The following is a 25,723-nucleotide window of genomic DNA, read 5'->3' as shown; positions in this document are numbered from 1 at the left end:
CCGGTCTTTCACCCGCCGCGTTACGGGCCTATAATTACCGCTTCTTTTTTTTGGCAGGACTTTGTTCGATGTTATTTGCATGGATAACCGATCCTAACGCCTGGCTTGCGCTCGGTACGCTGACGCTGCTGGAGATCGTTCTTGGGATCGACAATATTATTTTCCTCTCTCTGGTTGTAGCCAAACTCCCGACAGCGCAACGCAATCATGCCCGACGTATTGGGCTTGCAGCGGCGATGATCATGCGTCTGGCACTGCTGGCCTCTATCGCCTGGGTAACGCGTCTGACAAACCCGCTATTCGAAGTGTTTGGCGAGGCAATATCAGCGCGCGACCTGATCCTTCTACTGGGGGGATTGTTCCTGATCTGGAAAGCCAGTAAGGAGATCCATGAATCCATTGAAGGTGAGGAAGAGGGACTGAAAACCCGCGTTTCCTCTTTTCTGGGCGCGATTGTGCAGATCATGTTGTTAGACATTATCTTCAGCCTGGATTCCGTGATTACTGCGGTAGGCTTGTCCGATCATCTGTTTATCATGATGGCGGCAGTGGTGATTGCCGTGGGTGTGATGATGTTTGCTGCACGCCCGATTGGCGATTTTGTCGATCGCCATCCTTCGGTAAAAATGCTGGCGCTCTCGTTCCTGATTCTGGTCGGTTTCACGCTAATTCTGGAAAGTTTCGACGTCCACGTTCCGAAAGGATATATCTATTTCGCCATGTTCTTCTCTATTGCGGTAGAGACCCTGAACCTGTGGCGTAATAAAAAAAATCCGCTCTGATGAAATCCATCGCTCCCCGCACGGGGAGCGAATGCGCGCCACACCTACCTCTTCTCACAGTTTAAGATTTTACTGCTTTCGCCATGCACAACTTCGCGTTATTACTAAACTATTGTCAGATGCAGGCCATGTGAGGATAAGCAGATGAAAAAATGGGCAGTTTTGATTTCCGCCGTAGGACTGGCTTTTGCCGTTTCCGGATGCAGCAGTGATTATGTAATGGCGACAAAAGATGGTCGAATGATCCTGACCGATGGAAAACCAGAAATTGACGATGATACCGGTCTGGTGAGCTATCACGACCAGCAAGGCAATGCGATGCAGATTAATCGCGATGATGTGTCTCAAATCATTGAACGCTGATGGTTGAGGTCAGCAGCGCGCTGGCCTTAACAATTTTACTTCCCTTTTTCTCTTCCCTCAGCCATTTTTATAATCCTTATGTCGTGATTATAAAAAGGAAACGGCTATGCAATATCACCGTATACCCCACAGCTCGCTTGAAGTCAGTACACTGGGGCTGGGCACAATGACGTTTGGTGAACAAAACAGCGAAGCCGACGCACATGCACAGCTCGATTATGCCGTAGAACAAGGCATAAATTTGATCGACGTTGCCGAGATGTATCCGGTACCGCCGCGTCCTGAAACCCAGGGTCTCACCGAAACCTACGTAGGTAACTGGCTCGCCAAACACGGTAGCCGTGAAAAGCTAATCGTTGCTTCTAAGGTCAGTGGACCTTCACGTAACAACGACAGCGGTATTCGACCGAATCAGGCGCTGGACCGTAAAAATATCCGTGAAGCGCTGCACGACAGCCTGAAAAGACTGCAAACCGATTACCTGGATCTGTATCAGGTTCACTGGCCGCAGCGCCCGACCAACTGCTTTGGTAAGTTAGGCTACAGCTGGACGGACTCTGCGCCAGTCGTTTCGCTGCTGGATACGTTGGACGCGCTGGCAGAGTTTCAGCGCGCGGGGAAAATTCGCTACATCGGCGTGTCCAATGAAACCGCGTTTGGCGTGATGCGCTACCTGCACCTGGCGGACAAACACGATCTGCCGCGCATCGCCACCATCCAGAACCCCTACAGCCTGCTGAATCGCAGCTTTGAGGTTGGACTGGCGGAAGTGAGCCAGTATGAAGGCGTTGAACTGCTGGCCTACTCTTGCCTTGGCTTCGGTACATTAACCGGTAAATACCTGAACGGCGCGAAGCCTGCCGGTGCACGCAATACGCTGTTTAGCCGTTTCACGCGTTACAGCGGCGAGCAAACGCAAAAAGCCGTTGCGGCCTATGTGGCTATCGCGAAACGCCATAATCTGGATCCTGCGCAAATGGCGTTGGCATTCGTGCGTCGTCAGCCGTTTGTCGCCAGCACCCTGCTGGGAGCCACGACGATGGAGCAGCTAAAAACCAACGTTGAAAGCCTGCATCTGGAGTTGAGCGAAGAAGTACTGGCAGAGATTGAAGCGGTGCATCAGGTGTATACCTATCCTGCACCGTGACGGTTAGTACCTGATGGCGCTACGCTTATCAGACCTACAAATTGCTGCTCTCTGTAGGCCTGATAAGGCGACGCTGCCATCCGGTACATTCATTGTTCACTCATCTCGTACCAGGCTGGCGGCGCTGCCAAATCCACAGCGCCGCAATCGCCAGCGCAAACAGCGCGCCGAATCCAATACCAATCGCTACCGCCGGGATCCCCACCAGCACTGCCAGTGAGTAAATCCCAAGCATCAGCAGCATCGCGCTGTTTTCGCCCAGGTTTTGCACCGCGATCGCATTACCCGCACCGACACTTTTCTTGCCCCGCTCCTGCAGCAACGCATTCAGCGGTACCACAAAGAAGCCACCTGACACGCCGATAAGCATCAGCAACGCGTAAGCCGGAAGCAGCGCATGCTGAAGTGAGAAAATCAGCACCACGACGCCAATCAGGATCCCCGCTGGCATACAGCGCGACACGGTTTCCAGCGTCACCAGCTTCGCTGCCGCCCCCGCACCTACGACAATCCCAATCGCTACCATGGCATTGAGGTAGGTCGGCGTAGCGTTATCGGTGATGCCGAGCGCCACCGGAACCCACAGCACCAGCAGAAAACGCAGCGTGACGCCCGCGCCCCAAAAAAGGCTGGTTCCGACCAACGAAAAACGTGTTTCACCGTTGCGCCACAGCGAAGAGGCGGCGCAGAAGAAACTGCGCGTCATTTTCCCCAGATGCCAGGATTGGCCAGGACGAGCCGCGGCCAGTTTCGGGATGTACAGGTTAGCCACCACGGCGCCAGCATAGGCCAGCGCACAGGCAGAAAGCGCGGCAATCACATGCCAGTCGGCCAGAACGCCGCCGGCGACAGAACCGAGCAAAATCGCGGCGATGGTGGAGGCTTCCATCAGACCGTTGGCTTTCACCAGTTTGTCACCGGTGGTCAGTTCACCGAGAATGCCATACTTGGCCGGTGAATACGCGGCCGCGCCAATCCCCACCAGCGTATACCCGAGAAACGGATTAATGCCGAAGCAAATACTCGCCGCGCCCAGCAGTTTCAGGGCGTTCGCGAACATCATCACTCTGCCTTTGGCAAAGCTATCCGCCACCTGTCCAACAAATGGCGCAAACAGGATGTAAGCGCCCACAAACACCATTTGCAGGATTGGCTGGCTCCAGTCCGGATAAAATTGTTCCTTCAGCAGCGCCAGCGTAGCGAACAGCAGTGCGTTATCGCCAAACGCCGACAGAAACTGCGCGGCGATGACGGACATCATCCCTTTGGACCAGATTGAAGTGTTAGTGTGCGCTGACTCAATCATGTTGTTTTTCCGGCTCATCGACCCAGCTTTTCAGCGTAACAAAATCCGGCTTACCGCTGCCGAGTAATGGGAGTTGCTTCAGGTGGCGAATATCACGCGGTACGGCAAGTTCAGGCACGCCATGCGCTCGCGCATACTGCTGTAGTTTTTCACGTGTGAGTTCGCTGTCGGTAGTGAACAGCACCAGCGCCTCACCTTTGCTGGCATCGCTCTTGATCGCCGTGGCGTGCATTTTGTCTGCAGATACCGCCAATGCCAGTTGCTCAACCATTTCCAGCGAGACCATCTCTCCGGCAATTTTAGCAAAACGCTTGGCGCGCCCCTGGATCTGTACAAAGCCGTTTTCATCAAAGCGGACGATGTCTCCGGTGTCATACCAGCCGCGCTCAATCTCACCCTGCGCATTTTCTGCCGTCGGCACTTCCAGCACGCCAGGTTTTTCGACGCGCAAATAGCCGCTCATAATATTCGGGCCTTTCAGTTGTAAACGCCCACCGTCCTCAATACCCGGAACAGCCAGCAGTCGGGCATCCATGCCAGGCAAGATGCGCCCTACCGTTCCTGATTTTGCCGCCATCGGTACATTGATCGATACAACCGGCGCACATTCCGTCACGCCATAGCCTTCAAGGACGCGCAGACCAAATTTCTCCTGCCATAGCTGTTTTGTGCTGTCTTGCAGTTTTTCCGCGCCTGCCACCACATAGCGCAGGCGGTGGAAATCGTACGGATGCGCGAAACGCGCATAGTTGCCGAGGAACGTTGAAGTACCAAACAACACGGTGCAGTTCCGGTCGTATACCAGCTCCGGCACAATGCGGTAATGAAGCGGGCTGGGATAAAGAAATACTTCTGCACCGGTCAGTAGCGGCGTGAATAATCCCACCGTCAGGCCAAAGGAGTGGAACAGCGGCAGCGCCGACATAAAGCGGTCATCGGCGGTGAAATCGGCAATTGTTTTAATCTGCTCAACGTTCGCCAGAATACTCTTGTGGCTGTGGACCACGCCTTTCGGATGGCCTTCCGAACCAGACGTAAAGAGGATCACCGCAGCCTCTTCCGGCTGCTGTTTCACCTGCGCCAGATGCGGTGCCAGCAGATGTGAGAAAATCCACAGCTTATCGCTCAACTTCACATCGGCTTTTAAATCTTCCAGATAAACCCAGCGTACCTGGGTGAGCTGTTCCGGTAGATGCCAGAGTTTGCCTTTATCGAGAAACTGTCGGGAAGTGAAGATCGTTTTGATTTCAGACGCAGTAATGGCGCTGGTTAACCCTTTCACGCCCGCCGTGTAGTTCATCATGGCCGGAATGCGTCGACGCGCAATGGCACCAAAAATGACCGCCGCGCTGATCCCCGCATTTGGCAGCATCAGGCCGATTTTTTCACCTTCGGCGCTGTATTTTTCCAGAATACGGGCCACAAAGAGCGTCTTAGTCAGCAGTTTGCGGTAGCTGTCCGGCGTAAAGTTAACATCTTCAATGCAGTTTTTGCCCGCGCCAAAACGGTATTTTGCCGCCAGCAGCGACTCGTATAGCGTTTCACGCGGGCGTACCGCCATGCGAGCTTCCATCATAATTTGATGTAGCATTTCACCGGCGATTTTGCGGCGATCGCGCGCTCGCGGGGCTTCCGGCATTGGCATTTGGGTCGGCGGTAGAATGTGCAGTTGGATACGCGGGAAGAATCGCTGTTTAACCAGACCTTTCAGGCGGCTGAAGTGGGAAAGCTCTGCTCCCTCAATGCGGACAGGAACGACCGTCGCTCCCGACTTCGCGGCGACAAACCCGGCACCGTCATATATTTTCATCAACGAACCGGTGGTCGAAATGCGTCCTTCGGGAAAAATCACCACCGGACGGCCCTGCTCGACCAGACGGACCAGATGCTTAATCGACATCGGTTTGGTTGGGTCTAACGGCACGAAGTCAATCAGCGGGGTTAGCCAGCGCATATACCATTGCTGGCTGATCGAGGTGTAAACGGCGAAGACGGGACGAATCGGTAAAAATAGCGCCAGTAGGATGCCGTCTATAAATGAGACATGGTTGGGAGTGATTAGAACGCGTTCTCCCTGTAGCGCGCTGACATTGCCCGTGACGCGAACGCGGAAAAGCACGCGAAACAGATTACGAAAAAAGCCAAATAGCATCTCAACTCCCTGTGCCATTAATTATAGAAACATTAATGGTGGGAGAGTATACGAGTTGGGGAATGGGCGCGACAGGTAAACAGGTAAATACAGTCCGAAAAAAAACCTGCGCATCCGCGCAGGTCGGTGCAAGAGACAGGTACGAAGTGCGTACCGAATAATCTCACCAATCAATACCTCTGGGATCTTGATTGATGTAGCCCCCTGAAACACCAGACAGTAGCTGTATCTCCAGATAAGAGATAGGCTTGAATATATGTCTAACACTAACGCCAATTTTGAGATGACCGGGATCCTGTTAGGGCAAGAAGTCCGTAAACGTAAAACTCCTCAGGAGAAGATCGCCATTATCCAGCAGACGATGGAGCCGGGCATGAATGTCTCCCATGTCGCCCGCCTGCATGGCATCCAGCCCAGCCTGCTGTTTAAGTGGAAGAAGCAATATCAGGAAGGCAGCCTCACCGCCGTTGCGGCCGGAGAAGAAGTTGTTCCAGCTTCTGAGCTTACTGCTGCTCTGAAGCAGGTCCGGGAGCTTCAGCGCCTGCTGGGCAAGAAGACGATGGAAGTTGAGATCCTGAAAGAAGCCGTGGAGTACGCTCAGTCGCGAAAATGGATAGCGCACGCGCCCTTGTTGCCAAAGGACGGGGAATAGCCCTGGTCAGCCGCACCATGGGCGTGTCGCGTGCGCAGCTGTCACTGCGAATTAACCGTTCTGCCGACTGGCAGGACAGGCGCTGTAACCGGCGTGATGACGAAGCAGACGCTGAAATACTGTCAGAGATCCTCGATATCATCAGCGATATGCCCAGTTACGGCTATCGCCGTGTGTGGGGCATCCTGCGTACGCAACGCCGTACAGAGGGACTGCCCCCCGTGAACGCCAAACGGCTTTACCGGCTTATGAGTGAGCATAATCTGCTGTTACTGCATGACAAACCAGAGCGGTCGAAGCGTGAACATAAGGGCAAAATCGCGGTGGCAGAAAGCGATATGCGCTGGTGTTCAGATGGCTTCGAGTTCGGCTGCGACAACGGTGAGAAGCTGCGGGTCACGTTCGCGCTGGACTGCTGCGACAGAGAAGCCATAGACTGGGCAGCGAGCACAGGAGGCTACGACAGTTCGACGGTGCAGGATGTGATGCTGAGGTCGGTGGAAAAGCGCTTCGGCGACGGGCTGCCGACCACACCGGTTCAATGGCTGACGGATAACGGTTCAGCATATACCGCGCATGAAACGCGGAGGTTCGCCAGAGAGCTGAATCTGGAGCCGTGTACAACAGCGGTGAGCAGCCCGCAGAGCAATGGCATGGCCGAACGATTCGTGAAGACGATGAAGGAAGACTATATCGCGTTCATGCCAAAACCAGATGTGAGAACAGCCCTGCGAAACCTTGCAGCAGCGTTCACACATTACAATGAAAACCACCCGCACAGCGCGCTGGGATATCACTCCCCGAGGGAATATCGGCGGCAGCGGACATCGTTAACTTAAGATACAAAAGCTGTCCGGAGATGGCGGGTCAAGATCATCTGGGATCTTGATTGTGGTCGTCAGCAGCCAGATACGCCAGTACGAAAACGCAAAGGAATGAACCCAAATGCAACGAGTTGTGTAAATTATCGGTTACTGTTACAGATAGGCTGAAGGCAAATAAATATCCTCCGGCATAGCCGGAGGTTTTTCGGATGCGCCTATAAGGCTCTGTTACCAGCCGCGCCCTAACAGGCGCATACGATCTGACATTTGCATCAGACTTCGTTACTTACGGCCCGTAAACGGGCTAACCGCATAAGGGATCGATAACTGCTCACCCATTTTATCTTCTGCAAGCTGGTGCTTTATGTATTCCTGTATCTTCACCGTGTTCTTACCCACCGTATCTACGTAGTATCCCCGGCACCAGAACTCTCTATTCCTGTACTTGAATTTCATATCCCCAAACTGTTCATACAGCATCAGACTGCTTTTCCCTTTCAGATACCCCATAAAGCCGGATACGCTCATTTTGGGTGGGATTTCCACAAGCATATGAATATGATCTACACAGCATTCCGCTTCCAGGATCCGCACGTTTTTCCACTCACACAGCTTTCTTAAGATGCTGCCTATCGCCCTGCGTTTCTCACCGTAGAATGCTTGTCTTCGGTATTTGGGCGCAAAAACTATGTGATATTTACAGTTCCATCGGGTGTGCGCTAAGCTCTTTTCGTCCCCCATTGGGACCCCCTTTTGATTTCTTGTTAAACATTTGCAGTTGCCAGACCGCAATGTGTTTTAACAAATCAAAAGGGGTTTTAATAACTGGCCCAAAGCTGAAAGCTTTCCGGAACCCCCAGCCTAGCTGGGGGTTTTCTGTGCACAAAAAAAACCTGCGCATCTGCGCAGGCTGGTGTAATTCTAGTGATCAACCCGAAAGTTGATTTCACCTATCAATACCTCTGGGATCCCAACTTTAGCAATCCGCTCAGTTCTCCCACCAGCGAACAATCGCAACAGCACATCGCAAAGTGTAAGCAAAAATTAGCATTTTCTATTTTCTGTCTTACTTCGCTCGCGCGCGCTCACATTTGCGAGGTCCTGACGGGCAATCTGCTTGAACAGCCAGCCATTTTCCGTAACACTGACGGAATGTAAGCGTTTACCCACAACAGGTACTATCATGGCGACCATAAAGGATGTAGCCCGACTAGCTGGTGTATCAGTCGCCACCGTTTCTCGAGTGATCAATGATTCCCCCAAAGCCAGCGAAGCATCGCGTCTGGCCGTAACGAGTGCAATGGAATCACTCAGCTACCACCCCAATGCGAATGCGCGTGCACTGGCGCAACAATCCACTGAAACCATCGGTCTGGTCGTTGGTGATGTGTCCGATCCATTCTTTGGGGCAATGGTTAAAGCTGTCGAGCAGGTGGCCTATAACACCGGGAATTTTTTGCTGATTGGCAACGGCTACCATAATGAACAGAAGGAACGTCAGGCGATTGAACAGCTCATTCGCCACCGCTGCGCGGCCCTTGTTGTCCATGCCAAAATCATCCCGGATGCGGATTTGGCTTCATTAATGAAGCAAATCCCCGGCATGGTATTGATTAACCGAATTCTGCCGGGATTCGAACAACGCTGCGTTGCCCTCGATGACCGTTTCGGCGCGTGGCTCGCTACCCGACACCTTATTCAACAGGGCCATACGCGCATTGGCTACCTGTGTTCCAATCACAGTATTTCTGATGCGGAAGATCGTCTGCAAGGCTATTACGACGCGCTGGCGGAGAGCAACATACCGGTAAGCGATCGACTGGTGACGTTCGGCGAACCGGATGAAAGCGGTGGTGAACAGGCCATGACTGAGTTACTTGGTCGTGGCAAAAACTTCACTGCGGTAGCCTGCTACAACGACTCAATGGCGGCTGGCGCCATGGGCGTATTGAATGATAACGGCATTGATGTGCCGGGAGAAATCTCGCTGATTGGCTTTGATGATGTGCTGATTTCCCGCTATGTGCGCCCACGTCTGACCACGGTACGCTATCCCATCGTGACGATGGCAACCCAGGCCGCCGAACTGGCGCTCGCGTTGGCGGAGAAGCGACCCGCACCTGAAATTACCCACGTCTTTAACCCAACTCTGGTGCGTCGCCATTCCGTTTCGGCGCTGACAGAGCCGGGGAACTCATCGTCAAACGATTAACCAGGATTGCGTCATGACTACGATGTTGGACGTTTCACGACACGCAGGCGTCTCAAAAGCGACCGTTTCGCGCGTACTAAATGGAACGGGTCAGGTAAAAGAGAGCACGCGCCAGAAAGTGTTCAAGGCCATGCAGGCACTCGATTATCGGCCCAACTTTTTAGCGCGCTCTTTGGCGAATCGCACCAGCAACAGCATTGGCCTGGTGGTTTCCACATTTGATGGATTCTACTTTGGCCGCCTGCTGCAACAGGCCTCGCGCCAGACGGAGTCTCACGGCAAGCAGTTGATCGTCACCGATGGTCACGACACGCCGGAGCGTGAGCAGGAAGCCGTGCAAATGCTGGCCGACAGGCAGTGCGACGCCATTATTCTCTATACCCGCTATATGAGTGAAAAGGCGATTATGTCGCTGATGAACAGCATTGCGATGCCCTTGCTGGTCATCAACCGTGATGTCAGTCAGGCCCGCGATCGCGCGATTTTCTTTGAGCAGGAAGACGCGGCGTATCAGGCGGTCAATTATCTGATCTCGCAGGGGCACAGCGATATTGCTTGTATCACCGTGCCAGGCCATACGCCTACCGGTAAATCCCGCCTGATGGGGTATCGTAAGGCTCTGGAAAAAAACGGTATTCCCTGGGATCCTGATAAGGTTAAATACGGCGACTCCACGATGACGCGAGGCTATGAAGCCTGTCGAGAACTGCTGGAGGAAGGGGTGAAATTCAGCGCCCTTTTCGCCTGTAACGATGACATGGCATTAGGTGCATCAAAAGCGTTACATCAGGCCGGACTGAGGATCCCGACGGACGTCTCGCTGTTTGGTTTTGATGATGCGCCCAGCGCCAAATGGCTGGAACCGGGGTTATCTACCGTTTATCTGCCGATTGATACCATGATAACCACGGCAATCGACCAGGCTATACGTCTGGCCAACGGTGAGAGCGTGGAGCCGATCCCTCCGTTTACCGGCAAACTGGTATTACGTGACTCAGTAACGCTCGGACCGTACTTTAAGTAATATGAAAAAGAGCCGGATGGCGACGCAAGCACCTTATCCGGCCAGCTTTACTCAGATTAATTCCAGCGCTAACAGCTCATCAATGGTCTGGCGACGACGAATCAGTCGCGCCACGCCGTTATCAAACAAGACCTCCGGCAGCAGCGGGCGGCTATTGTAGTTTGACGACATTGACGCTCCGTACGCCCCGGTATCATGCAAAACCAGATAATCACCCGGCGCCACCGCAGGCAACAGACGGGTTTCCACATTTCCGCCTTCCTGCTGGGTAAACACGTCGCCTGATTCGCACAGCGGTCCGGCCACCACGGTCTCTCGTTGAGGAGTTTGTTGCAGAGAACGACCATCTCCCGCCAGCGCGGAGATATGGTGATAGCTACCGTACATGGCCGGGCGCATCAGATCGTTGAAGCCCGCATCGATCAGCACAAAGTGACGGCTGCCCATCTCTTTTACGCTGCGCACCTGCGCCACTAACACACCAGCTTCCGCGACCAGGAAACGCCCTGGTTCGATCTCCAGTTTGACGGCATGACCCAGATGACGCGCAATACTATCGCGCGCGGCGTTCCACAATCCAAAATAGTGATCGGTGTCGATCGCCTCTTCACCTTCGCGATACGGGATTGATAAACCGCCGCCTGCGGAGATCGCTTCCAGATCCTGACCAAATTCCACCACCTGACGCACCATCGCGCCGCACACCTGCTCCAGATGCGCGTAGTCCACGCCAGAGCCGATATGCATATGAATACCTACCAGCTTCAGCTTATAGCGCTGAATTACCTCCAGCGCCGCCGGAAGATCGCTGTACCAGATGCCGTGCTTGCTGTTCTCTCCCCCGGTATTGGTTTTCTGACTGTGTCCATGCCCAAAGCCAGGGTTTACGCGGAGCCACACGCGATGGCCCGGCGAGAGCTGGCCCAGTTGTTCCAGCATATCGACCGACCCGGCATTTACCGGAATGCTCAATTCATGCACCCGGGCGAGCGTCGCTTCATCAATCATATCGGCGGTAAAGACAATCTCATCTTTGCCCGGTACAAAACCTGCCGCCAGCGCGCGTTCAATTTCGCCAAGCGAGACGGAATCGACCTTCACGCCCTGCTCGCGCATCAGGCGCAAAATATGAATATTCGAACATGCCTTCTGGGCAAAACGCACCACGTCAAACTGACTCAGTTTGGCAATCTGCGCGCGAATAATCTGCGCATCATAGACCCACACCGGGCAGCCGAATTCGGCAGGCAGGCGCAACAGGTTGTCGGCGGTCAGGTCAGTGTCTGTGTTGTTGAGTGGGCGTGGCATGGCGTGCTCCGGTATTGGCTTTTTTATGATTACGCCACAGCTCAAAAAGAATAAAAAATATCGTTTTATCTTTAGTCTATGCAAAAATGATATGGATTAGCTCATTCGAGGATTGCTTATGCCCGCGGTTAACCTGCGTCACATTGAAATTTTTCACGCCATCATGACCGCTGGTAATCTGACGGAAGCCGCGCGCATGCTACATACCTCGCAGCCCACCGTCAGCCGGGAACTGGCCCGATTCGAAAAAGTCCTGGGATTAACGCTGTTTGAACGCACGCGTGGCCGACTGCATCCAACCGTGCAAGGCTTACGTCTGTTTGAAGAGGTACAACGTTCGTGGTACGGCCTGGACAGAATTGTGAGCGCCGCCGAAAGCCTGCGCGAATTTCGTCAAGGTGAATTGTCGATTGTTTGCCTGCCGGTATTTTCACAGTCCTTTTTACCGCCGCTGCTGCAGCCATTTCTTGCGCGCTATCCGCAGGTCAACATTCAGATAGTGCCGCAGGAGTCACCACTGTTGGAAGAGTGGCTGTCGGCGCAGCGCCACGATCTGGGGTTAACGGAAACGCTGCATACGCCTGCCGGAACGAAACGCACCGAATTGCTGGCGCTGGATGAAGTGTGTGTACTGCCGCAGGGGCATCCGCTGACCGAGAAAGCGGTATTAACGCCGCAGGATTTTCAGGGAGAGAACTACATCAGCCTGTCGCGGACCGACAGTTATCGTCAGCTACTGGACACCCTGTTTAACGAACATCAGGTGAAGCGCCGCATGGTGATTGAAACCCACAGCGCCGCTTCAATTTGTGCAATGGTGCGGGCGGGCGTGGGGATCTCGGTGGTAAACCCACTGACCGCGCTGGATTATGCCAGCAGCGGAGTGGTTATCCGCCGCTTCAGTATTTCGGTACCCTTTACGGTCAGCCTGATCCACCCACTTCATCGCCCTGCCTCGGCGCTGGTCGATGCTTTTACGGCGCATCTGCAAGCCCAACTCCCGAGGCTTATCGATCCACTGGAGGCTATTTTGTATCCACAGACGAAAGCATAAACGCCACCGCATCTTGCGCATGGATTGCCGCGGTGTCGAAAACCGGTAATGGACTTAGCTCGGCTGGAACCAGCAGACCAATCTCGGTACAGCCAAAGATAACCCCTTGAGCGCCCTGTTTAGCCAACTGATCAATTACGCTCAGGTAGTAGTCGCGGGAAGCGTTGCTGAACTCACCGAGGCACAGCTCGTCGAAAATAATCTGGTTTATTTTCTGACGATCATCAGCCTCAGGAATAAGCGTGCTAATACCAAATTCAGTCTGTAGACGTCCGCGGTAAAAATCCTGCTCCATGGTGTAGCGCGTACCCAGTAGCGCCACGTTGCTCATCTGCTGTTTTTGTATGGCCCGACCCGTCGCATCGGCAATATGCAGGAACGGCACGTCACAGGCGGTTTCAATCGCCTCAGCAACTTTGTGCATGGTGTTGGTACACAGCACAATCCCTTCCGCTCCGGCTTGCTGAAGCCCTGCGGCGGCCTGCGCGAGGATCTCCCCAGCTCGCTGCCAGTCACCGCCAGACTGACAGGCTTCGATCTCGTGAAAATCTACGCTGTGCAACAGAATCTGTGCCGAGTGCAGGCCACCCAGACGCTGTTTTACCTCTTCATTAATGAGTCGATAATAAGGAATGGTGGATTCCCAGCTCATACCGCCCAACAGACCGATCGTTTTCATCATTTCCCCTGATTTGTTGTTATCTCTCCAGTGAACCAAAGATGTGATCAACTTTCCACATCTGTTGGCGTGCATTTCTTTTTTTAATTTTCTGATATAGGTTTAATGAAACATTGCTTTAATTACTGGAAGGCCAGATGTTTATTTTTCATAAAGAGACCACCCTTGAAAATCTGGGCAATGGCGTTACCCGACGCATTCTTGCTCACGACGGTAAAATGATGGCGGTTGAGGTGAACTTCGAGCAAGGCGCGATTGGCCCGATGCACAATCATCCGCATGAGCAGCTGACTTACGTTTTGTCTGGGGAGTTTGAATTTACCATCGGCGAAGAAAAGCATGTCGTTAGGGCAGGCGATACCCTATATAAACAGCCCAACATTATGCATGGCTGCGTCTGTTTAAAACCGGGAACGCTACTGGATACCTTTACGCCCATGCGCGAAGATTTTCTGCCTGCGTAATTTTATCTGTTCGTAATCTGCCTGGCGGCATAATGTTGTTCCAGAGGGAATGAATATGTCGCCTCCGGTGTATTGCTACATTCACCTTATGTTTAACCGACAAAACCTGCCAAAGGGCAGGGTTTGTCGGTTCTGGAAAGCGGATTAACGCGCCAGCCAACCGCCGTCTACCGCAACGGTATAGCCGTTGATATAGTCAGATGCGCTGGATGCCAGGAACACAATCGGCCCCATCAAGTCACTCGGCAGACCCCAACGCCCCGCCGGGATACGATCGAGAATTTCTGCGCTACGCTGCTCATCAGCGCGCAGCTGTTGAGTGTTGTTTGTCGCCATGTAACCCGGCGCAATTGCGTTGACGTTGATGTTATGTTTAGCCCACTCATTCGCCATCAGGCGGGTGACGCCCATTACGCCGCTTTTAGACGCGGTGTAAGACGGCACGCGGATCCCGCCCTGGAAGGAAAGCATAGAGGCGATGTTGATAATTTTTCCGCCGTTACCCTGAGCGATAAAGTGCTTCGCCGCGGCCTGAGACATAAAGAACACGCTCTTAATGTTCAGGTTCATCACGTCGTCCCAGTCTTTTTCGCTGAAGTCGATCGCATCGTCACGACGGATAAGACCTGCGTTGTTGACCAGAATATCGATATGACCGAATTCTGCCACTGCGCGCTCCAGCAGCGCCGGAATGCCGTCAATTTGACGCAGGTCGGCGGTCAGACTTAAAAAACGGCGCCCCAGCGCGGTCACGCGTTCGATAGTTTCCGTCGGTTCAACGATGTTGATCCCCACGATATCGCAGCCCGCTTCAGCCAAACCCAACGCCATACCCTGACCCAGGCCAGTGTCACAACCGGTCACAACGGCGACCTTACCTTCAAGAGAGAATGCATTCAAAATCATTGTAAATCCTTAATTTTTTATAATGCCCGCCGCAGCAGGCACGGCTATCGCCCGCAACTAGCGCAGATCTTTGACCGCTACATGGTCCATATCATCAAAGACCTGGTTTTCGCCTACCATGCCCCAAATGAACGTATAAGCTTTTGTGCCAACGCCGGAGTGAATTGACCAGCTCGGCGAAATCACCGCCTGCTCGTTGTGCATCACAATATGACGCGTTTCCTGAGGCTGCCCCATCATGTGGAAGACGCAGGTATCTTCTTCCATATTGAAATAGAAATAGACTTCCATACGACGTTCATGGGTATGACACGGCATGGTGTTCCACAGGTTACCCGGCGCCAGTTCGGTCAGACCCATGCTCAACTGGCAGGTTTCCAGCACATCCGGCACAAAATATTTGTTGATGGTACGACGGTTACTGGTGAGGTCATCGCCCAGCGTCACTGGCGCAACGTCTGCTGGCGTGACTTTTTTGGTGGGATAAGTCGTGTGGGCCGGCGCGCAGTTGTAGTAAAACTTCGCTGGTTTCGCCGTATCAATGCTGGCGAATACCACTTCTTTGGCCCCTTTCCCGACGTACAGCGCGTCACGATGACCAATTTCATAGCACTGGCCGTCAACGGTAATCGTGCCCGGGCCACCGATGTTAATCACACCCAGCTCACGACGCTCGAGAAAGTAGGTTACGCCCAGCTGTTTGCCGACTTCGCCACCCACAGAGACGGTTTTGGCCACTGGCATAATGCCGCCAACAATGATGCGGTCAATGTGGCTGTAGACCATGGTGTATTCATCTGCGACAAACACTTCTTCGACCAAAAACTCATTACGCAGCTCCTGAGTGTCCAGGGTTTTCGCATGCGCACTATGGATGCTTTGTCTTACGTCCACATTTACCTCCAGTGATAAATTGACCGTGAATGCTTAAACGAATAGCAAAACGCTGTTCCGTTTTATCTTATGCGCTCATGATATCCCTCCCGGAATGGGTTTTCAATTGCAAATAAAACAACGTTTCACTTTTTCTGCATCTTATTATCAAAAGTGTAATTGCGATCACGCTAGCGCATATAAATCGCGGGAATGGTTTCAATAAAATCATTTAAAACAATTAGATAGATAAAAACAAACACGAGTAGTTCATGAGGGGTAGGAATAACACATTGAAAATACAGCCAGTCTCACATGCCGTTCACACACCTTTTCTAACAAAGTGCGCTGTTAATCACATGAAATGAAACGCCGTTTTGATACGTTAGCAGAGTTTAGAGTGTATGTTTCTGTAACTGGCCTTGCCCTCCTGTTGGAGGGCTTTTTTATAGATGCAGGGGATATACAGCGGGAAAGGCGTTTAAGCAGAGAAAACTTCGGGGGGTTAATCTCGCTCGATAGCGAGCGCCACGCCCTGACCACCGCCGATACATAACGTTGCCAGGCCCTTGTGCGCCCGACGCTTCACCATTTCATGCACCAGTGAAACCAGAATACGGCAGCCAGATGCGCCAATCGGATGACCAAGCGCAATGGCTCCGCCGTTCACATTCACTCGCCGTTCATCCCACTCCAGCATTTTTCCAACGGACAATGCCTGTGCGGCAAAGGCTTCGTTGGCCTCGATAAGATCAACATCAGCCAGTTGCCAGCCCACACGCTCAAGGCAACGGCGCGTCGCGTACACCGGCGCAATTCCCATGAGCGCGGGATCGACCCCGACGCTGGCAAAGGCACGAATGCGGGCCAGCACCGGCAAATCCAGCTCCTGGGCCTTAGCCTCGCTCATCATCATCACCGCAGCGGCGCCATCATTGATGGATGACGCGTTGCCCGCGGTTACTGAACCGAGCCTGTCAAAGGTCGGATCCAGACGCGCCAGCCCTTCTGCGCTGGCATCGGTGCGCGGCTGTTCGTCGGTATCCACCACGAACGATTGCCCATTACGCTGCGTTACCACCGGCACGATTTCATCTTTAAAGCGCCCGGCGTCAATTGCCATCCGCGCCTTGTGCTGCGAATGCAGTGCGTAGGCATCCTGCAGTTCACGGCTGATGCCATATTCCCGCGCCAGATTTTCCGCGGTAACGCCCATATGGTAATCGTTGAAAGCGTCCCACAGGCCGTCATGCACCAGGCTGTCGACCAGTTGACTGTTGCCCAACTGTGCGCCGGTACGGCTATCAGTAAGGACATGCGGCGCACGGCTCATATTCTCTTGTCCGCCCGCAATCACAATGTCGGCTTCGCCGCACTGGATAGCCTGGGTCGCCAGATGCAGCGCTTTCAGACCCGAGCCGCAGACATCGTTAATGGTGATGGCGGAGACGGTATTGGGTAGCCCACCATTGATGGCGGACTGACGCGCCGGGTTTTGCCCGGCACCAGCGGTAAGCACCTGTCCGAGGATCACTTCATCCACAGCGTGAACGTCCACGCCCGTGCGCTCCAGTAACGCCCTGACTACCATGCTACCTAATTCAACGGCAGAGTGGCGCGCCAGCGTCCCCTGGAAGCAGCCGATTGGTGTCCGTAACGCCCCGACTATCACAACCTCTTTCATCACCACCTCAGCGCAAAATAACACCGCAATAGTAGATGATTGTTAAAAAGAGTTATCAAGGTTGTTTAAAAACGGTGATTTTTATCACAAAGGAAATTCGTATCATTTATTGGTCATCTGAACGCCACTCTGCTGTAAATGGTCGCGCAGCCAACTTCCCGCCACGCCAGGCGGTGATTTCTTATTCCACAGCAGATCGATTGAGATAGCCTTTGGCCAGCCGGGCAGCATCAATTGAACCAGCGGTTTTTCTGCCGCAAACTCCTCCACCAGCGCACAAGGGAGCGCGCACCAGCCGAATCCCTGCACCGCCATACTCAGCAGCAACAAATAGTTAGGCGCCGACCAGACGGGGCCGCGCGCCACGTTGGTGCCGCTCTCCAGATAGGTATTCAGCCGCAGCTCTCGCCAGGTATGTAGCTGTTCCCACTGCATTTTTTCTTGAGTCGCCAGTGGATGTGATGCCGCAACGTATAATCCCATCCAGGTTTGCATCGGCAGACGCGTGACGCCCATGTCGGTCGGGTAATCCTCCCGCGCTTCGATCAACCCAACCTGAGCACGTCCTTTTTGCAGCAGATCGATAACGTCTTCATCTTCGCCAATCAGACATTCAAACTCGGTATGGGGAAACTTGTGGTCAAACTGCACCATCAATTCTTCCAGCACATCCGGGTGCAGCGTGTCAGACAAAACGAAGGTCAGACGCGCTTCCGTTTCACCCGACAGCGAAATTGCTGCCTCATCAAGACGTTCGCTGGCCGTCAAAATTGCCTGCACATAGCCCAGCACCCGCTTACCTTCTTCGGTTAGCGTCGGCTGACGTGATGAGCGGTCAAACAGCGCAAAACCGAGATCGGCTTCCAGATGCGCAATGGCCGTGCTGATGGTGGACTGACTTTTACGCAGCCGCCGGGCCGCAGCAGAAAATGAGCCGCAGGAAACGGTCTCCACAAATGCCGTTAACGCTTCAGGGGAGTAACGCATGAACTATCTACTTTATCGATGGATACTATCTTTTAGATATCACATAAAACGATAAAATTGCCACCATTCCGTTATCCGGGCATCAAAGAAGGTTTTAGATTATGCAGCACGATACAGTCCAACGCCGCTCGTTACTGGAGCGAATTTTTCATGCCGTCTGCTTTGAAGGCATTGCCACCGCGATCCTCGCACCAACCACCGCATGGTTGATGCAGCGCTCGGTGCTGGAAATGGGCGGACTGACCATCCTTCTCGCCACCACGGCGATGATCTGGAATATCATTTATAACGCCCTGTTTGACCGACTGTGGCCGTCGCACCTGGTAAAACGTACGGCTAAAGTGCGGGCATTCCACGCCTTAGGCTTCGAGAGCGGTTTTATTGTCATCGGGGTGAGCATCGTGGCGTATGTGCTGAACGTCAGCCTGCTCCAGGCATTCACACTGGAAATAGGTTTCTTCCTGTTCTTCCTGCCATACACTATGTTCTATAACTGGGCTTATGACACTTTACGCGAGCGCGTGATGAAGCGTCGCCAGCAGCGCGTTACTGCCTGATAATTCAAACAATAGCCGGAATCTTCTCGGTTCCGGCTTTTGATCCATTCACTCGCCCGCTTGTTGACACCTCCCCCAGCCCCTGCCATTTGTGGTAAATTGCGCTTCTTTTTGTTTATTTTATAGTTGATACGTTCAAATAATGTCGAAATTTTGGTCAAAAGAAGAGACTCTCTGGAGCTTCGCACTATATGGGACTGCCGTCGGCGCAGGAACCCTCTTCCTCCCCATACAGCTGGGTTCTGCAGGCGCAGTGGTACTGTTTATCACCGCACTCGTCGCCTGGCCTTTAACCTACTGGCCGCACAAGGCGCTGTGCCAGTTTATCCTGTCCTCAAAAACCTCGGCAGGTGAAGGGATCACTGGTGCAGTTACGCACTACTACGGCAAAAAGATAGGCAGCCTGATCACGACCCTCTATTTTATTGCCTTCTTTGTGGTGGTACTGATCTACGCCGTGGCGATAACCAATTCACTCACTGAACAACTGGCAAAACATATCGCCATCGATCTGCGTGTTCGCATGCTGGTCAGTCTTGGCGTGGTGCTGGTGCTGAACCTGATTTTTCTGATGGGCCGACAAGCAACCATTCGGGTAATGGGTTTTCTGGTGTTCCCGCTCATCGCGTACTTTTTGTTCCTTTCGCTCTACCTGACCGGAAGCTGGCAGCCAACGCTACTCACCGGCCAGATGTCTTTCGATCAGCACACGCTTCATCAGGTTTGGATATCTATTCCCGTGATGGTTTTCGCTTTTAGCCATACGCCAATTATCTCGACGTTCGCCATCGACCGACGTGAGAAATATGGCGAGCAGGCCATGGGTAAATGCAAAAAAATCATGAAGGTAGCCTACGTCATCATCTGCCTGAGCGTGCTGTTTTTCGTCTTCAGCTGTTTGCTTTCGATTCCGACAAACTATATCGAGGACGCGAAGAATGAAGGCGTGACCATTCTGTCAGCGCTATCGATGATGCCAAACGCACCAGCATGGCTGTCGATTTCTGGGATCATTGTCGCCGTCGTGGCGATGTCAAAATCGTTCCTCGGCACCTACTTTGGCGTGATTGAAGGGGCAACCGAGGTGGTAAAAACATCGTTGCATCAGGTGGGAGTGAAGAAAAGCCGGGCCTTTAACCGCGCCCTGTCCATTATGCTGGTTTCGACCATTACGTTTATCATTTGCTGCATTAACCCTAATGCAATTTCAATGATTTACGCGATTAGCGGGCCGCTGATTGCCATGATTCTGTTTATCATGCCGACATTATCTACCTATCTGATCCCGGCGCTAAAGCCGTACCGTTCAGTGGGTAATCTGATCACCCTGATTGTCGGTCTGCTGTGCGTATCTGTGATGTTTTTTGGCTAGAACGTGTTTTTAACGGCTCATTCATCAGTATGTGGATGAGCCGTTAAACTGACTTATTTGATGTACGAATCGAGTACTTTCAAAACCACATCCAAATCTTCTTCGCGCTTAATTTCATCGCCCTGATGCACAATGTGCTCGGTCAGATGACCTTTAATCACCTCGCGCATTAACCCGTTTACCGCACCGCGGATCGCCGCTATTTGCTGCAATACCGCCGCGCATTCATGCGGTTCATCCAGCATGGTTTTCAACGCCGCTACCTGCCCCTGAATCTTACTGGCTCGGGCTTTCAGCTTTTGTTTGTCGCGGATCGTATGTGACATAGCAATACCTTTTCAACGTCTGGCTGGAGCGACAATACCATCGTCATTCTACTGGGGGGTAGTATTTAATACTGGGGGGGAGTAGAATCTGGCAAAATTAAACAACTAAGAATCATTCTCATGGGTGAGTTTTCTACGCTTCTTCAGCAAGGCAACGCCTGGTTTTTCATTCCCAGCGCGATTCTATTAGGAGTGTTACACGGTCTGGAACCGGGGCATTCCAAGACGATGATGGCGGCCTTTATTATTGCCATTAAGGGGACCATCAAACAGGCGGTGATGCTGGGGCTGGCGGCAACGTTGTCGCATACCGCAGTGGTATGGCTGATTGCGCTCGGTGGGATGTATATCAGCAAAGCGTTTACTGCCCAGGCCGTTGAGCCCTGGCTGCAGTTTGTCTCGGCGATTATTATTCTCGGGACCGCATTCTGGATGTTCTGGCGAACCTGGCAGGGAGAACAGAACTGGCTGACCCAGACGCATCATGACCACGATCATGATGACCATCACCACCATCATAACCACGGTGAAGCTCACCACCATCATCACGAACATGACCACGACCACGATCATAACCATGCTGCGTTAGCAGGGCTGAGCGAAGATTCAAAAGCGTATCAGGACGCCCACGAGCGGGCACATGCTACCGATATTCAGCGCCGCTTTGCAGGCAAAGAGGTCACCAACGGCCAAATATTATTGTTTGGTCTGACCGGCGGGTTGATCCCCTGCCCTGCCGCCATTACGGTACTGCTGATTTGCATCCAGCTCAAAGCCTTCACGCTGGGTGCCACCATGGTGCTGTGCTTCAGCCTCGGGCTGGCGCTAACGCTGGTAACGGTTGGCGTGGGAGCGGCAATCAGCGTGCAGCAGGCGGCCAAACGCTGGAACGGATTTAACACACTGGCACGCAAAGCCCCCTATTTTTCCAGCGCGCTCATCGCGATGGTCGGCTTATATATGGGGATTCACGGCTATATGGGGATCGTCGGATAACGAGCAGAGAGCGCAGCTGCGATTGCCGCTGCGCATCAAACTAGGCTAGCTTGCGACGTTCCCCCACACCAGTTGGCCTTTATGGAAGGTCGCGGTGCGTGGGGAGATTCGCGCGACCGCTTCCGCTGAGCAGGAGGCATCCACCAGTACAAAGCTGGCTTCATCCTGCGCCTTCGGCCAGACGCGCTCACCTTTATCGTTAAGCGGCAGCACATCGCCGGTGGCGAGGAACAGCGCTCGCGACAGGTTGAGTTCATTGGGACGAATATACAGCTGCGCGTACAGATTCGCCTTCTCCAGCATGTCTCCAAGCCCGTACGGCGACCAATGGTCAATCACACTGTCGGTCCCGGTAATCACTTCCACGCCTTTGTCACGCAACTGCTTGAGCGGCATATGCAAGGTTCCGATCGGCACCGTCGAGGCAATGGTAATCTGCTGCGCCGCCATGCGGCTCGCCAGCGCATCCACCTGCTGTTCGTTCAGCGTTGCCAGCGCAAATGCGTGACTGATGGTCAGTTTGCCCTTCAACTGCGGCGTTTTCTCCACCGTTTCCACCATGTAATTCACCGCCGCAACGCCCGCCGGGCTGGTTTCATGCAGATGGATATCCACGCCTTTATCGTAATCCAGCGCAATCTGGAACATGGTGTCGAGGGATTTTTCCATCGCCCCGTCCACGCTGGTTGGGTCCAGACCGCCGACGTAATGCGCCCCCGCCTGCATTGCTTCACGCATCAACGGTTCAGACTTCGATAACAGCAGGCCATGCTGCGGAAACGCCACGATTTCACAGGCAAAACCCGGCTGGCGACGCGCCAGCACCGCCTGCAGATTTTCCAGGTTTTTCAGCCCGGAAACCGGTTCGATATTGCAGTGGCTGCGGGCGATCGAGGTGCCTTTTGATTGCAGCAGATCGATGAGCTTTTCCGCGCGCTCCTGCGTGTAAGGCTGGAGTTCAGGCAGCAGCTTTTGCTCAAGGCGGATCATATCCTGAATGGTGGTGCCAGCCGGGCGATTCAGCGAACGCCAGGGACCGCCGTAAAAGGTTTTATCCAGATGGATGTGCATGTCGCGCATGGCGGGCAGCATCAGCTTTCCACCCGCATCGTAGTGCGGCAGCGTCGCATCCGGATGCTGCTTATTCTCACGCAGTGCAACAATTTTCCCGTCCTGAATTTCAACGGTTTGCAGCGCGGTACGGGTATGCAACACCACCGAGTTTTCGTAATCAAAACCCGCTTCCAGCAGGACGTTATCCAGGTAATAGTGCTTATCGTTAATCGTCATTGTGCTCTTCGCCCCGCAGGTGTTCCCGACAGGATTAGCAGCATACGCGACCGGAGCCACTGCGCCAAACAGCGCGGCAGCGGTCACCATTTTTCCGCTCTGACTTAAAAAGTCACGGCGGCTGTTACTTTCCTTCATTCACATTTCCTCTCAGGATTGGACAATATGGGTGCCCGTTTCGCCGCGTAGTGCGGCCGGCAGGCATTCCGGCGTGGTGATGATCACTCGCTTACCGCCACGCGCCAGGAACGCCAGACTGGCAACGATTTTGGGTAACATGCTCCCCGGCGGGAAATGTCCCTCCTGCATGTAACGGGTCATCGTTGCGACATCCACCTTATCCAGCACCTGCTGGTTGGGTTTGCCAAAATGAATACAGACCTGTTCGACGCCGGTGGTGATCACCAGAATGTCAGCGCGGATCTCCTGCGCCAGCAGAGCCGTGGAGAGATCTTTATCAATCACCGCATCCACGCTCTGATAATCCCCCTGATCGCTACGCACCACCGGGATCCCACCGCCCCCCGCGCCAATCACCACAAAACCTTGCTGGGTCAGCGTTTTGATCGCCTCCGCCTCGACAATACGCTTCGGTTCCGGAGAGGCGACGACCCGGCGGTAGCCGCGTCCCGAATCTTCAACAAAGCGCCAGCCCGGATTGGCCCGCTGCAGTTCATCGCGCTGCGCTTCGCTAAAGAACGCGCCGATAGGCTTGGTCGGGTTAGCGAAGCCCGGATCGTTTTTGTCGACCTCCACCTGCGTGACCACCGTAACCGCCTTCTGCTCACCGCGCCGCGCCAGGCGGTTGTTCAGCGCCTGTTGGATCAGATAGCCGATCCCGCCCTGCGTATCGGCGACGCAGTTTGCCAGCGGGGTGAGCGGCAACCCTTCACGCTCATGCGCGATTTCCGCACGCCGCAGATCCAGCCCCACCTGCGGCCCGTTTCCGTGCGTCAGCACAATGTTGTAGTCCGATGCCAACATCTCCAGCACCGTGTCCGCCACCGCTTTCACCGCTTCAGCCTGGTGCTCAATCGACTGGCTGGCGTTATCTTTGATAATGCTGTTGCCGCCAATGGCAACGACCACAAGTTCTTTCATAGTGTTATCTTCCGCTTACAGGCGATTCAGGTCGTTTTCGTCGGTTCCTGCTCAGGCGCAGTCACCGCTTCACGGCTATCAAGAACATGCTTGAGGACAAACATGCCGCTCATCATCAGGTAGGCCACAACAAACATCATCGAACTGCCTTCTGCAAAGCCAACCGCCGGAGAGTGGATCACACCAAACAGCGATAACAGCGCGCCAAAAGCTGCGGCAATCGCCCCACGCAGCGGCTTATTCATAATGGCGAAGATAGCGACGCAGCCCCACAGCATACTGGCCAGCGGCGCGCCGCTTCCCAGATGCACCAGCCCATCGTAATAGACACCTTTGCTGTGCAGCAGGTCGCTACCCAGTTTCCCCGCGGATGTTCCGGCGGCGCCCATCACGCTGTTGACGATGGTCAACGCCCAGTTAGCGATCCACGGGAACAAGCAGATAAAGATAACGGGAACCTCGACTTTGGGCGTCTCTCGCACCACCTGGTTGGCGGTCACCACGCCGATAAACACCAGAATCGGCACTATCGCAGTCATCGGAATAATCGCGAGCATAAACGCCCCCAGCCCAAACAGCGGTACCAGGAACATGGTGATGCCTGAAGCGAGGGTATAGCCGATGCTGGCCCCCATCGCTTTCCAGCCCGCATGCCCAACATATACGGTCACCGGGAATGGGTTGCCCAGCATGCAGCCGAGCATGGAGGCAAAACCGTTCGCCATCATGACTTTACGGGTGTTGTACTCATCACCCGCCGCATGCGCACTTTCAATGTTCTCAAGGTCAAAAATGTAGTTCGCCAGACCCAGAGGAACCGCAGAAGCCAGGTACGGCAGCGCGTGCGGCAAACCCTGCAGGAAGCTGTCGACATGGATTTCCGGCGGGTTGAAGCCAAAGGAAGACATCGAAGATTTAATGGCTTCCGGGCTTTGCAAACCGGAGATCCACGCCAACGCTGTACCGGCAATCAGCAGCAGCAAACCGGTGGGGATGCGGGCAAAAATCGGCTTCTTACCGAACCAGTTAATGAAGATCAACAACAAGACGATGAAAGAGACGGTCGGCGCTTCAAATGCCTGCAGCATCGGGTTCATCGCCAGCAGCAACAGTCCCAGACCGGACAGACAAGAAAGTAATACCGTACGCGGGATCATCTTGCGGATGGTCTCGCCCAGGAAGGAGCCGCCGACCAGGATCAACGCTTCTACAAAGCACCACACCAGGGCTATCTGGATAGCAAAGTTGGCATCTTTGGTTTGCTGATATACCGGCATTAGCACCAGGAAGGTCACGGTAAAAATTGACGGTGCGCTCGGCCCGGACGGTAGCGCCGTCACGTCTTTACGCCCGGTGTGCTTTGCCATCTGCAGGCCAAACCAGGCGTAGCAGACGCTGGCCACCAGCACCGCCAGACCAAAGGCAGGCGCAATGCGACCATAGACAATTTCGGTAGGGATCCCGACGACAAAAATGAGCAGCCCCATCATTGTCAGCAGGTTAGTCAGGTTGTTGGTCATCAGCCCAAAGTAAGCAGCCCAGTCACCACGTTTCCATTCTAGTTTTATGCTGTTCATGGAATATCCTTAACAGGTTAAGCATCGTTTGCGATCCCGGGGATCGCCCAGCCCTGCAGGTAAGCAACGTTTTTCGCTTCGCTACTG

The 25,723-nt window shown here is 53.7% G+C and carries 24 protein-coding genes; 11 read left to right on the top strand and 13 right to left on the bottom strand.

The genetic code is table 11. The features are described from left to right. The first annotated feature begins 68 nt into the window (after positions 1-68). From HV350_RS04865 to HV350_RS04855, 3 genes are all read left to right on the top strand, one after another. Positions 69-782, top strand: a complete 714-nt coding sequence (locus tag HV350_RS04865; RefSeq protein ID WP_016154277.1) for a TerC family protein — start codon at positions 69-71, stop codon at positions 780-782. Between the two features lie 144 nt (positions 783-926). Then, positions 927-1,145, top strand: a complete 219-nt coding sequence (gene ygdR / locus HV350_RS04860) for a lipoprotein YgdR (protein WP_000758660.1) — start codon at positions 927-929, stop codon at positions 1,143-1,145. A 106-nt stretch (positions 1,146-1,251) separates the two neighbouring features. Next, entirely contained in the window at positions 1,252-2,292 is a 1,041-nt protein-coding gene (locus HV350_RS04855) for an NADP(H)-dependent aldo-keto reductase (RefSeq protein WP_181629910.1), read from the top strand. A 100-nt stretch (positions 2,293-2,392) separates the two neighbouring features. Here the strand turns inward: HV350_RS04855 and lplT are convergent, their stop codons facing one another. Then, complete coding sequence (lplT, locus tag HV350_RS04850) at positions 2,393-3,598, bottom strand: lysophospholipid transporter LplT (protein WP_016154279.1); 1,206 nt, start codon at positions 3,596-3,598, stop codon at positions 2,393-2,395. Then, positions 3,591-5,750, bottom strand: a complete 2,160-nt coding sequence (aas, locus tag HV350_RS04845) for a bifunctional acyl-ACP--phospholipid O-acyltransferase/long-chain-fatty-acid--ACP ligase (RefSeq protein ID WP_049269337.1) — start codon at positions 5,748-5,750, stop codon at positions 3,591-3,593. The genes lplT and aas overlap by 8 nt, the downstream gene beginning before the upstream one ends. A gap of 283 nt (positions 5,751-6,033) precedes the next feature. Between aas and HV350_RS04840 the strand changes: the two genes are divergently transcribed. Beyond that, a protein-coding gene (locus HV350_RS04840) for an IS3 family transposase (protein WP_109455549.1) occupies positions 6,034-7,241 on the top strand; the annotation gives its coding sequence in 2 pieces (ribosomal slippage) (positions 6,034-6,355 and positions 6,355-7,241; 1,209 coding nt in all). A 267-nt stretch (positions 7,242-7,508) separates the two neighbouring features. Here HV350_RS04840 and tnpA read toward each other — a convergent pair. Continuing rightward, a complete protein-coding gene (tnpA, locus tag HV350_RS04835; protein ID WP_181628790.1) occupies positions 7,509-7,967 on the bottom strand; it encodes an IS200/IS605 family transposase in 459 nt (152 codons plus the stop codon). Between the two features lie 442 nt (positions 7,968-8,409). Here tnpA and galR point away from each other — a divergent pair, with 442 nt between their 5' ends. Both galR and HV350_RS04825 read left to right on the top strand, forming a co-directional pair. Further along, entirely contained in the window at positions 8,410-9,438 is a 1,029-nt protein-coding gene (gene galR / locus HV350_RS04830; protein ID WP_016157382.1) for an HTH-type transcriptional regulator GalR, read from the top strand. 13 nt (positions 9,439-9,451) lie between these two features. Further along, positions 9,452-10,462, top strand: a complete 1,011-nt coding sequence (locus tag HV350_RS04825; protein ID WP_008785715.1) for a LacI family DNA-binding transcriptional regulator — start codon at positions 9,452-9,454, stop codon at positions 10,460-10,462. 51 nt (positions 10,463-10,513) lie between these two features. Here HV350_RS04825 and lysA read toward each other — a convergent pair whose 3' ends face one another. Further along, positions 10,514-11,770 carry a diaminopimelate decarboxylase gene (lysA, locus tag HV350_RS04820; RefSeq protein WP_016157384.1) on the bottom strand — a complete coding sequence of 419 codons (1,257 nt, stop codon included), beginning with the start codon at positions 11,768-11,770 and terminating at the stop codon, positions 10,514-10,516. Positions 11,771-11,888: 118 nt separating this feature from the next. Here lysA and HV350_RS04815 point away from each other — a divergent pair, with 118 nt between their 5' ends. Further along, on the top strand, positions 11,889-12,824 hold the full coding sequence (locus tag HV350_RS04815) for a LysR family transcriptional regulator (protein ID WP_016154283.1): 936 nt from the start codon (positions 11,889-11,891) through the stop codon (positions 12,822-12,824). Here HV350_RS04815 and HV350_RS04810 read toward each other — a convergent pair. Next, a complete protein-coding gene (locus HV350_RS04810; RefSeq protein ID WP_181630631.1) occupies positions 12,796-13,503 on the bottom strand; it encodes an aspartate/glutamate racemase in 708 nt (235 codons plus the stop codon). The two genes, HV350_RS04815 and HV350_RS04810, sit on opposite strands and share 29 nt — an antisense overlap. A 137-nt stretch (positions 13,504-13,640) precedes the next feature. Here HV350_RS04810 and HV350_RS04805 point away from each other — a divergent pair, with 137 nt between their 5' ends. Beyond that, positions 13,641-13,967 (top strand): cupin domain-containing protein, encoded by a 327-nt coding sequence (locus tag HV350_RS04805; protein WP_019077609.1) that lies wholly within the window; start codon positions 13,641-13,643, stop codon positions 13,965-13,967. A 144-nt stretch (positions 13,968-14,111) separates the two neighbouring features. Here the strand turns inward: HV350_RS04805 and kduD are convergent, their stop codons facing one another. The 4 genes from kduD to HV350_RS04785 form a co-directional block, all read right to left on the bottom strand. After that, positions 14,112-14,873 carry a 2-dehydro-3-deoxy-D-gluconate 5-dehydrogenase KduD gene (kduD, locus tag HV350_RS04800; protein WP_016154286.1) on the bottom strand — a complete coding sequence of 254 codons (762 nt, stop codon included), beginning with the start codon at positions 14,871-14,873 and terminating at the stop codon, positions 14,112-14,114. A gap of 57 nt (positions 14,874-14,930) precedes the next feature. After that, positions 14,931-15,767 carry a 5-dehydro-4-deoxy-D-glucuronate isomerase gene (gene kduI / locus HV350_RS04795; RefSeq protein ID WP_016154287.1) on the bottom strand — a complete coding sequence of 279 codons (837 nt, stop codon included), beginning with the start codon at positions 15,765-15,767 and terminating at the stop codon, positions 14,931-14,933. 484 nt (positions 15,768-16,251) lie between these two features. Then, complete coding sequence (locus tag HV350_RS04790) at positions 16,252-17,430, bottom strand: acetyl-CoA C-acetyltransferase (RefSeq protein ID WP_049282192.1); 1,179 nt, start codon at positions 17,428-17,430, stop codon at positions 16,252-16,254. A gap of 102 nt (positions 17,431-17,532) precedes the next feature. Next, positions 17,533-18,417 (bottom strand): LysR family transcriptional regulator, encoded by an 885-nt coding sequence (locus HV350_RS04785; RefSeq protein WP_047357807.1) that lies wholly within the window; start codon positions 18,415-18,417, stop codon positions 17,533-17,535. 101 nt (positions 18,418-18,518) lie between these two features. Here HV350_RS04785 and HV350_RS04780 point away from each other — a divergent pair, with 101 nt between their 5' ends. Together HV350_RS04780 and HV350_RS04775 are read left to right on the top strand one after the other, a co-directional pair. After that, the gene (locus tag HV350_RS04780) at positions 18,519-18,974 is read left to right on the top strand and encodes a multidrug/biocide efflux PACE transporter (RefSeq protein ID WP_016154290.1); all 456 of its coding nucleotides are present in this window, start codon (positions 18,519-18,521) and stop codon (positions 18,972-18,974) included. Positions 18,975-19,116: 142 nt separating this feature from the next. Then, entirely contained in the window at positions 19,117-20,346 is a 1,230-nt protein-coding gene (locus tag HV350_RS04775) for an amino acid permease (protein WP_029139645.1), read from the top strand. A gap of 53 nt (positions 20,347-20,399) precedes the next feature. Here HV350_RS04775 and rcnR read toward each other — a convergent pair whose 3' ends face one another. Beyond that, complete coding sequence (rcnR, locus tag HV350_RS04770) at positions 20,400-20,672, bottom strand: Ni(II)/Co(II)-binding transcriptional repressor RcnR (RefSeq protein ID WP_016154292.1); 273 nt, start codon at positions 20,670-20,672, stop codon at positions 20,400-20,402. Positions 20,673-20,792: 120 nt separating this feature from the next. Here rcnR and HV350_RS04765 point away from each other — a divergent pair, with 120 nt between their 5' ends. Further along, positions 20,793-21,668 carry a nickel/cobalt efflux protein RcnA gene (locus HV350_RS04765; protein WP_181629908.1) on the top strand — a complete coding sequence of 292 codons (876 nt, stop codon included), beginning with the start codon at positions 20,793-20,795 and terminating at the stop codon, positions 21,666-21,668. A 45-nt stretch (positions 21,669-21,713) separates the two neighbouring features. On the opposite strand, the gene HV350_RS04760 is transcribed toward HV350_RS04765, so the two are convergent. From HV350_RS04760 to HV350_RS04750, 3 genes are read right to left on the bottom strand one after another with little or no spacing between them, the layout of a single operon-like run. After that, complete coding sequence (locus HV350_RS04760) at positions 21,714-23,096, bottom strand: amidohydrolase family protein (protein ID WP_181629906.1); 1,383 nt, start codon at positions 23,094-23,096, stop codon at positions 21,714-21,716. 12 nt (positions 23,097-23,108) lie between these two features. Beyond that, a complete protein-coding gene (locus HV350_RS04755; RefSeq protein ID WP_181629904.1) occupies positions 23,109-24,059 on the bottom strand; it encodes a carbamate kinase family protein in 951 nt (316 codons plus the stop codon). Positions 24,060-24,085: 26 nt separating this feature from the next. Next, positions 24,086-25,636, bottom strand: coding sequence for a hypothetical protein (locus HV350_RS04750; protein ID WP_016154296.1), 1,551 nt, complete (start codon positions 25,634-25,636; stop codon positions 24,086-24,088). Positions 25,637-25,723: the final 87 nt, after the last annotated feature.

This window comes from Citrobacter sp. RHBSTW-01013 (assembly GCF_013781985.1).
Taxonomy (GTDB): Bacteria; Pseudomonadota; Gammaproteobacteria; order Enterobacterales; family Enterobacteriaceae; genus Citrobacter; species Citrobacter braakii.
The sequence above is the reverse complement of the archived record's forward strand: the minus strand, read 5'-3'. Positions and strand labels throughout refer to the sequence as shown.

Coding starts and splice junctions, on each gene's coding strand:
- HV350_RS04865 (WP_016154277.1), top strand. CDS start 69: ATGTTATTTGCATGGATAACCGATCCTAACGCCTGGCTTGCGCTCGGT.
- ygdR (WP_000758660.1), top strand. CDS start 927: ATGAAAAAATGGGCAGTTTTGATTTCCGCCGTAGGACTGGCTTTTGCC.
- HV350_RS04855 (WP_181629910.1), top strand. CDS start 1,252: ATGCAATATCACCGTATACCCCACAGCTCGCTTGAAGTCAGTACACTG.
- lplT (WP_016154279.1), bottom strand. CDS start 3,598: ATGATTGAGTCAGCGCACACTAACACTTCAATCTGGTCCAAAGGGATG.
- aas (WP_049269337.1), bottom strand. CDS start 5,750: ATGCTATTTGGCTTTTTTCGTAATCTGTTTCGCGTGCTTTTCCGCGTT.
- tnpA (WP_181628790.1), bottom strand. CDS start 7,967: ATGGGGGACGAAAAGAGCTTAGCGCACACCCGATGGAACTGTAAATAT.
- galR (WP_016157382.1), top strand. CDS start 8,410: ATGGCGACCATAAAGGATGTAGCCCGACTAGCTGGTGTATCAGTCGCC.
- HV350_RS04825 (WP_008785715.1), top strand. CDS start 9,452: ATGACTACGATGTTGGACGTTTCACGACACGCAGGCGTCTCAAAAGCG.
- lysA (WP_016157384.1), bottom strand. CDS start 11,770: ATGCCACGCCCACTCAACAACACAGACACTGACCTGACCGCCGACAAC.
- HV350_RS04815 (WP_016154283.1), top strand. CDS start 11,889: ATGCCCGCGGTTAACCTGCGTCACATTGAAATTTTTCACGCCATCATG.
- HV350_RS04810 (WP_181630631.1), bottom strand. CDS start 13,503: ATGAAAACGATCGGTCTGTTGGGCGGTATGAGCTGGGAATCCACCATT.
- HV350_RS04805 (WP_019077609.1), top strand. CDS start 13,641: ATGTTTATTTTTCATAAAGAGACCACCCTTGAAAATCTGGGCAATGGC.
- kduD (WP_016154286.1), bottom strand. CDS start 14,873: ATGATTTTGAATGCATTCTCTCTTGAAGGTAAGGTCGCCGTTGTGACC.
- HV350_RS04790 (WP_049282192.1), bottom strand. CDS start 17,430: ATGAAAGAGGTTGTGATAGTCGGGGCGTTACGGACACCAATCGGCTGC.
- HV350_RS04785 (WP_047357807.1), bottom strand. CDS start 18,417: ATGCGTTACTCCCCTGAAGCGTTAACGGCATTTGTGGAGACCGTTTCC.
- HV350_RS04780 (WP_016154290.1), top strand. CDS start 18,519: ATGCAGCACGATACAGTCCAACGCCGCTCGTTACTGGAGCGAATTTTT.
- HV350_RS04775 (WP_029139645.1), top strand. CDS start 19,117: ATGTCGAAATTTTGGTCAAAAGAAGAGACTCTCTGGAGCTTCGCACTA.
- rcnR (WP_016154292.1), bottom strand. CDS start 20,672: ATGTCACATACGATCCGCGACAAACAAAAGCTGAAAGCCCGAGCCAGT.
- HV350_RS04765 (WP_181629908.1), top strand. CDS start 20,793: ATGGGTGAGTTTTCTACGCTTCTTCAGCAAGGCAACGCCTGGTTTTTC.
- HV350_RS04760 (WP_181629906.1), bottom strand. CDS start 23,096: ATGAAGGAAAGTAACAGCCGCCGTGACTTTTTAAGTCAGAGCGGAAAA.
- HV350_RS04755 (WP_181629904.1), bottom strand. CDS start 24,059: ATGAAAGAACTTGTGGTCGTTGCCATTGGCGGCAACAGCATTATCAAA.
- HV350_RS04750 (WP_016154296.1), bottom strand. CDS start 25,636: ATGAACAGCATAAAACTAGAATGGAAACGTGGTGACTGGGCTGCTTAC.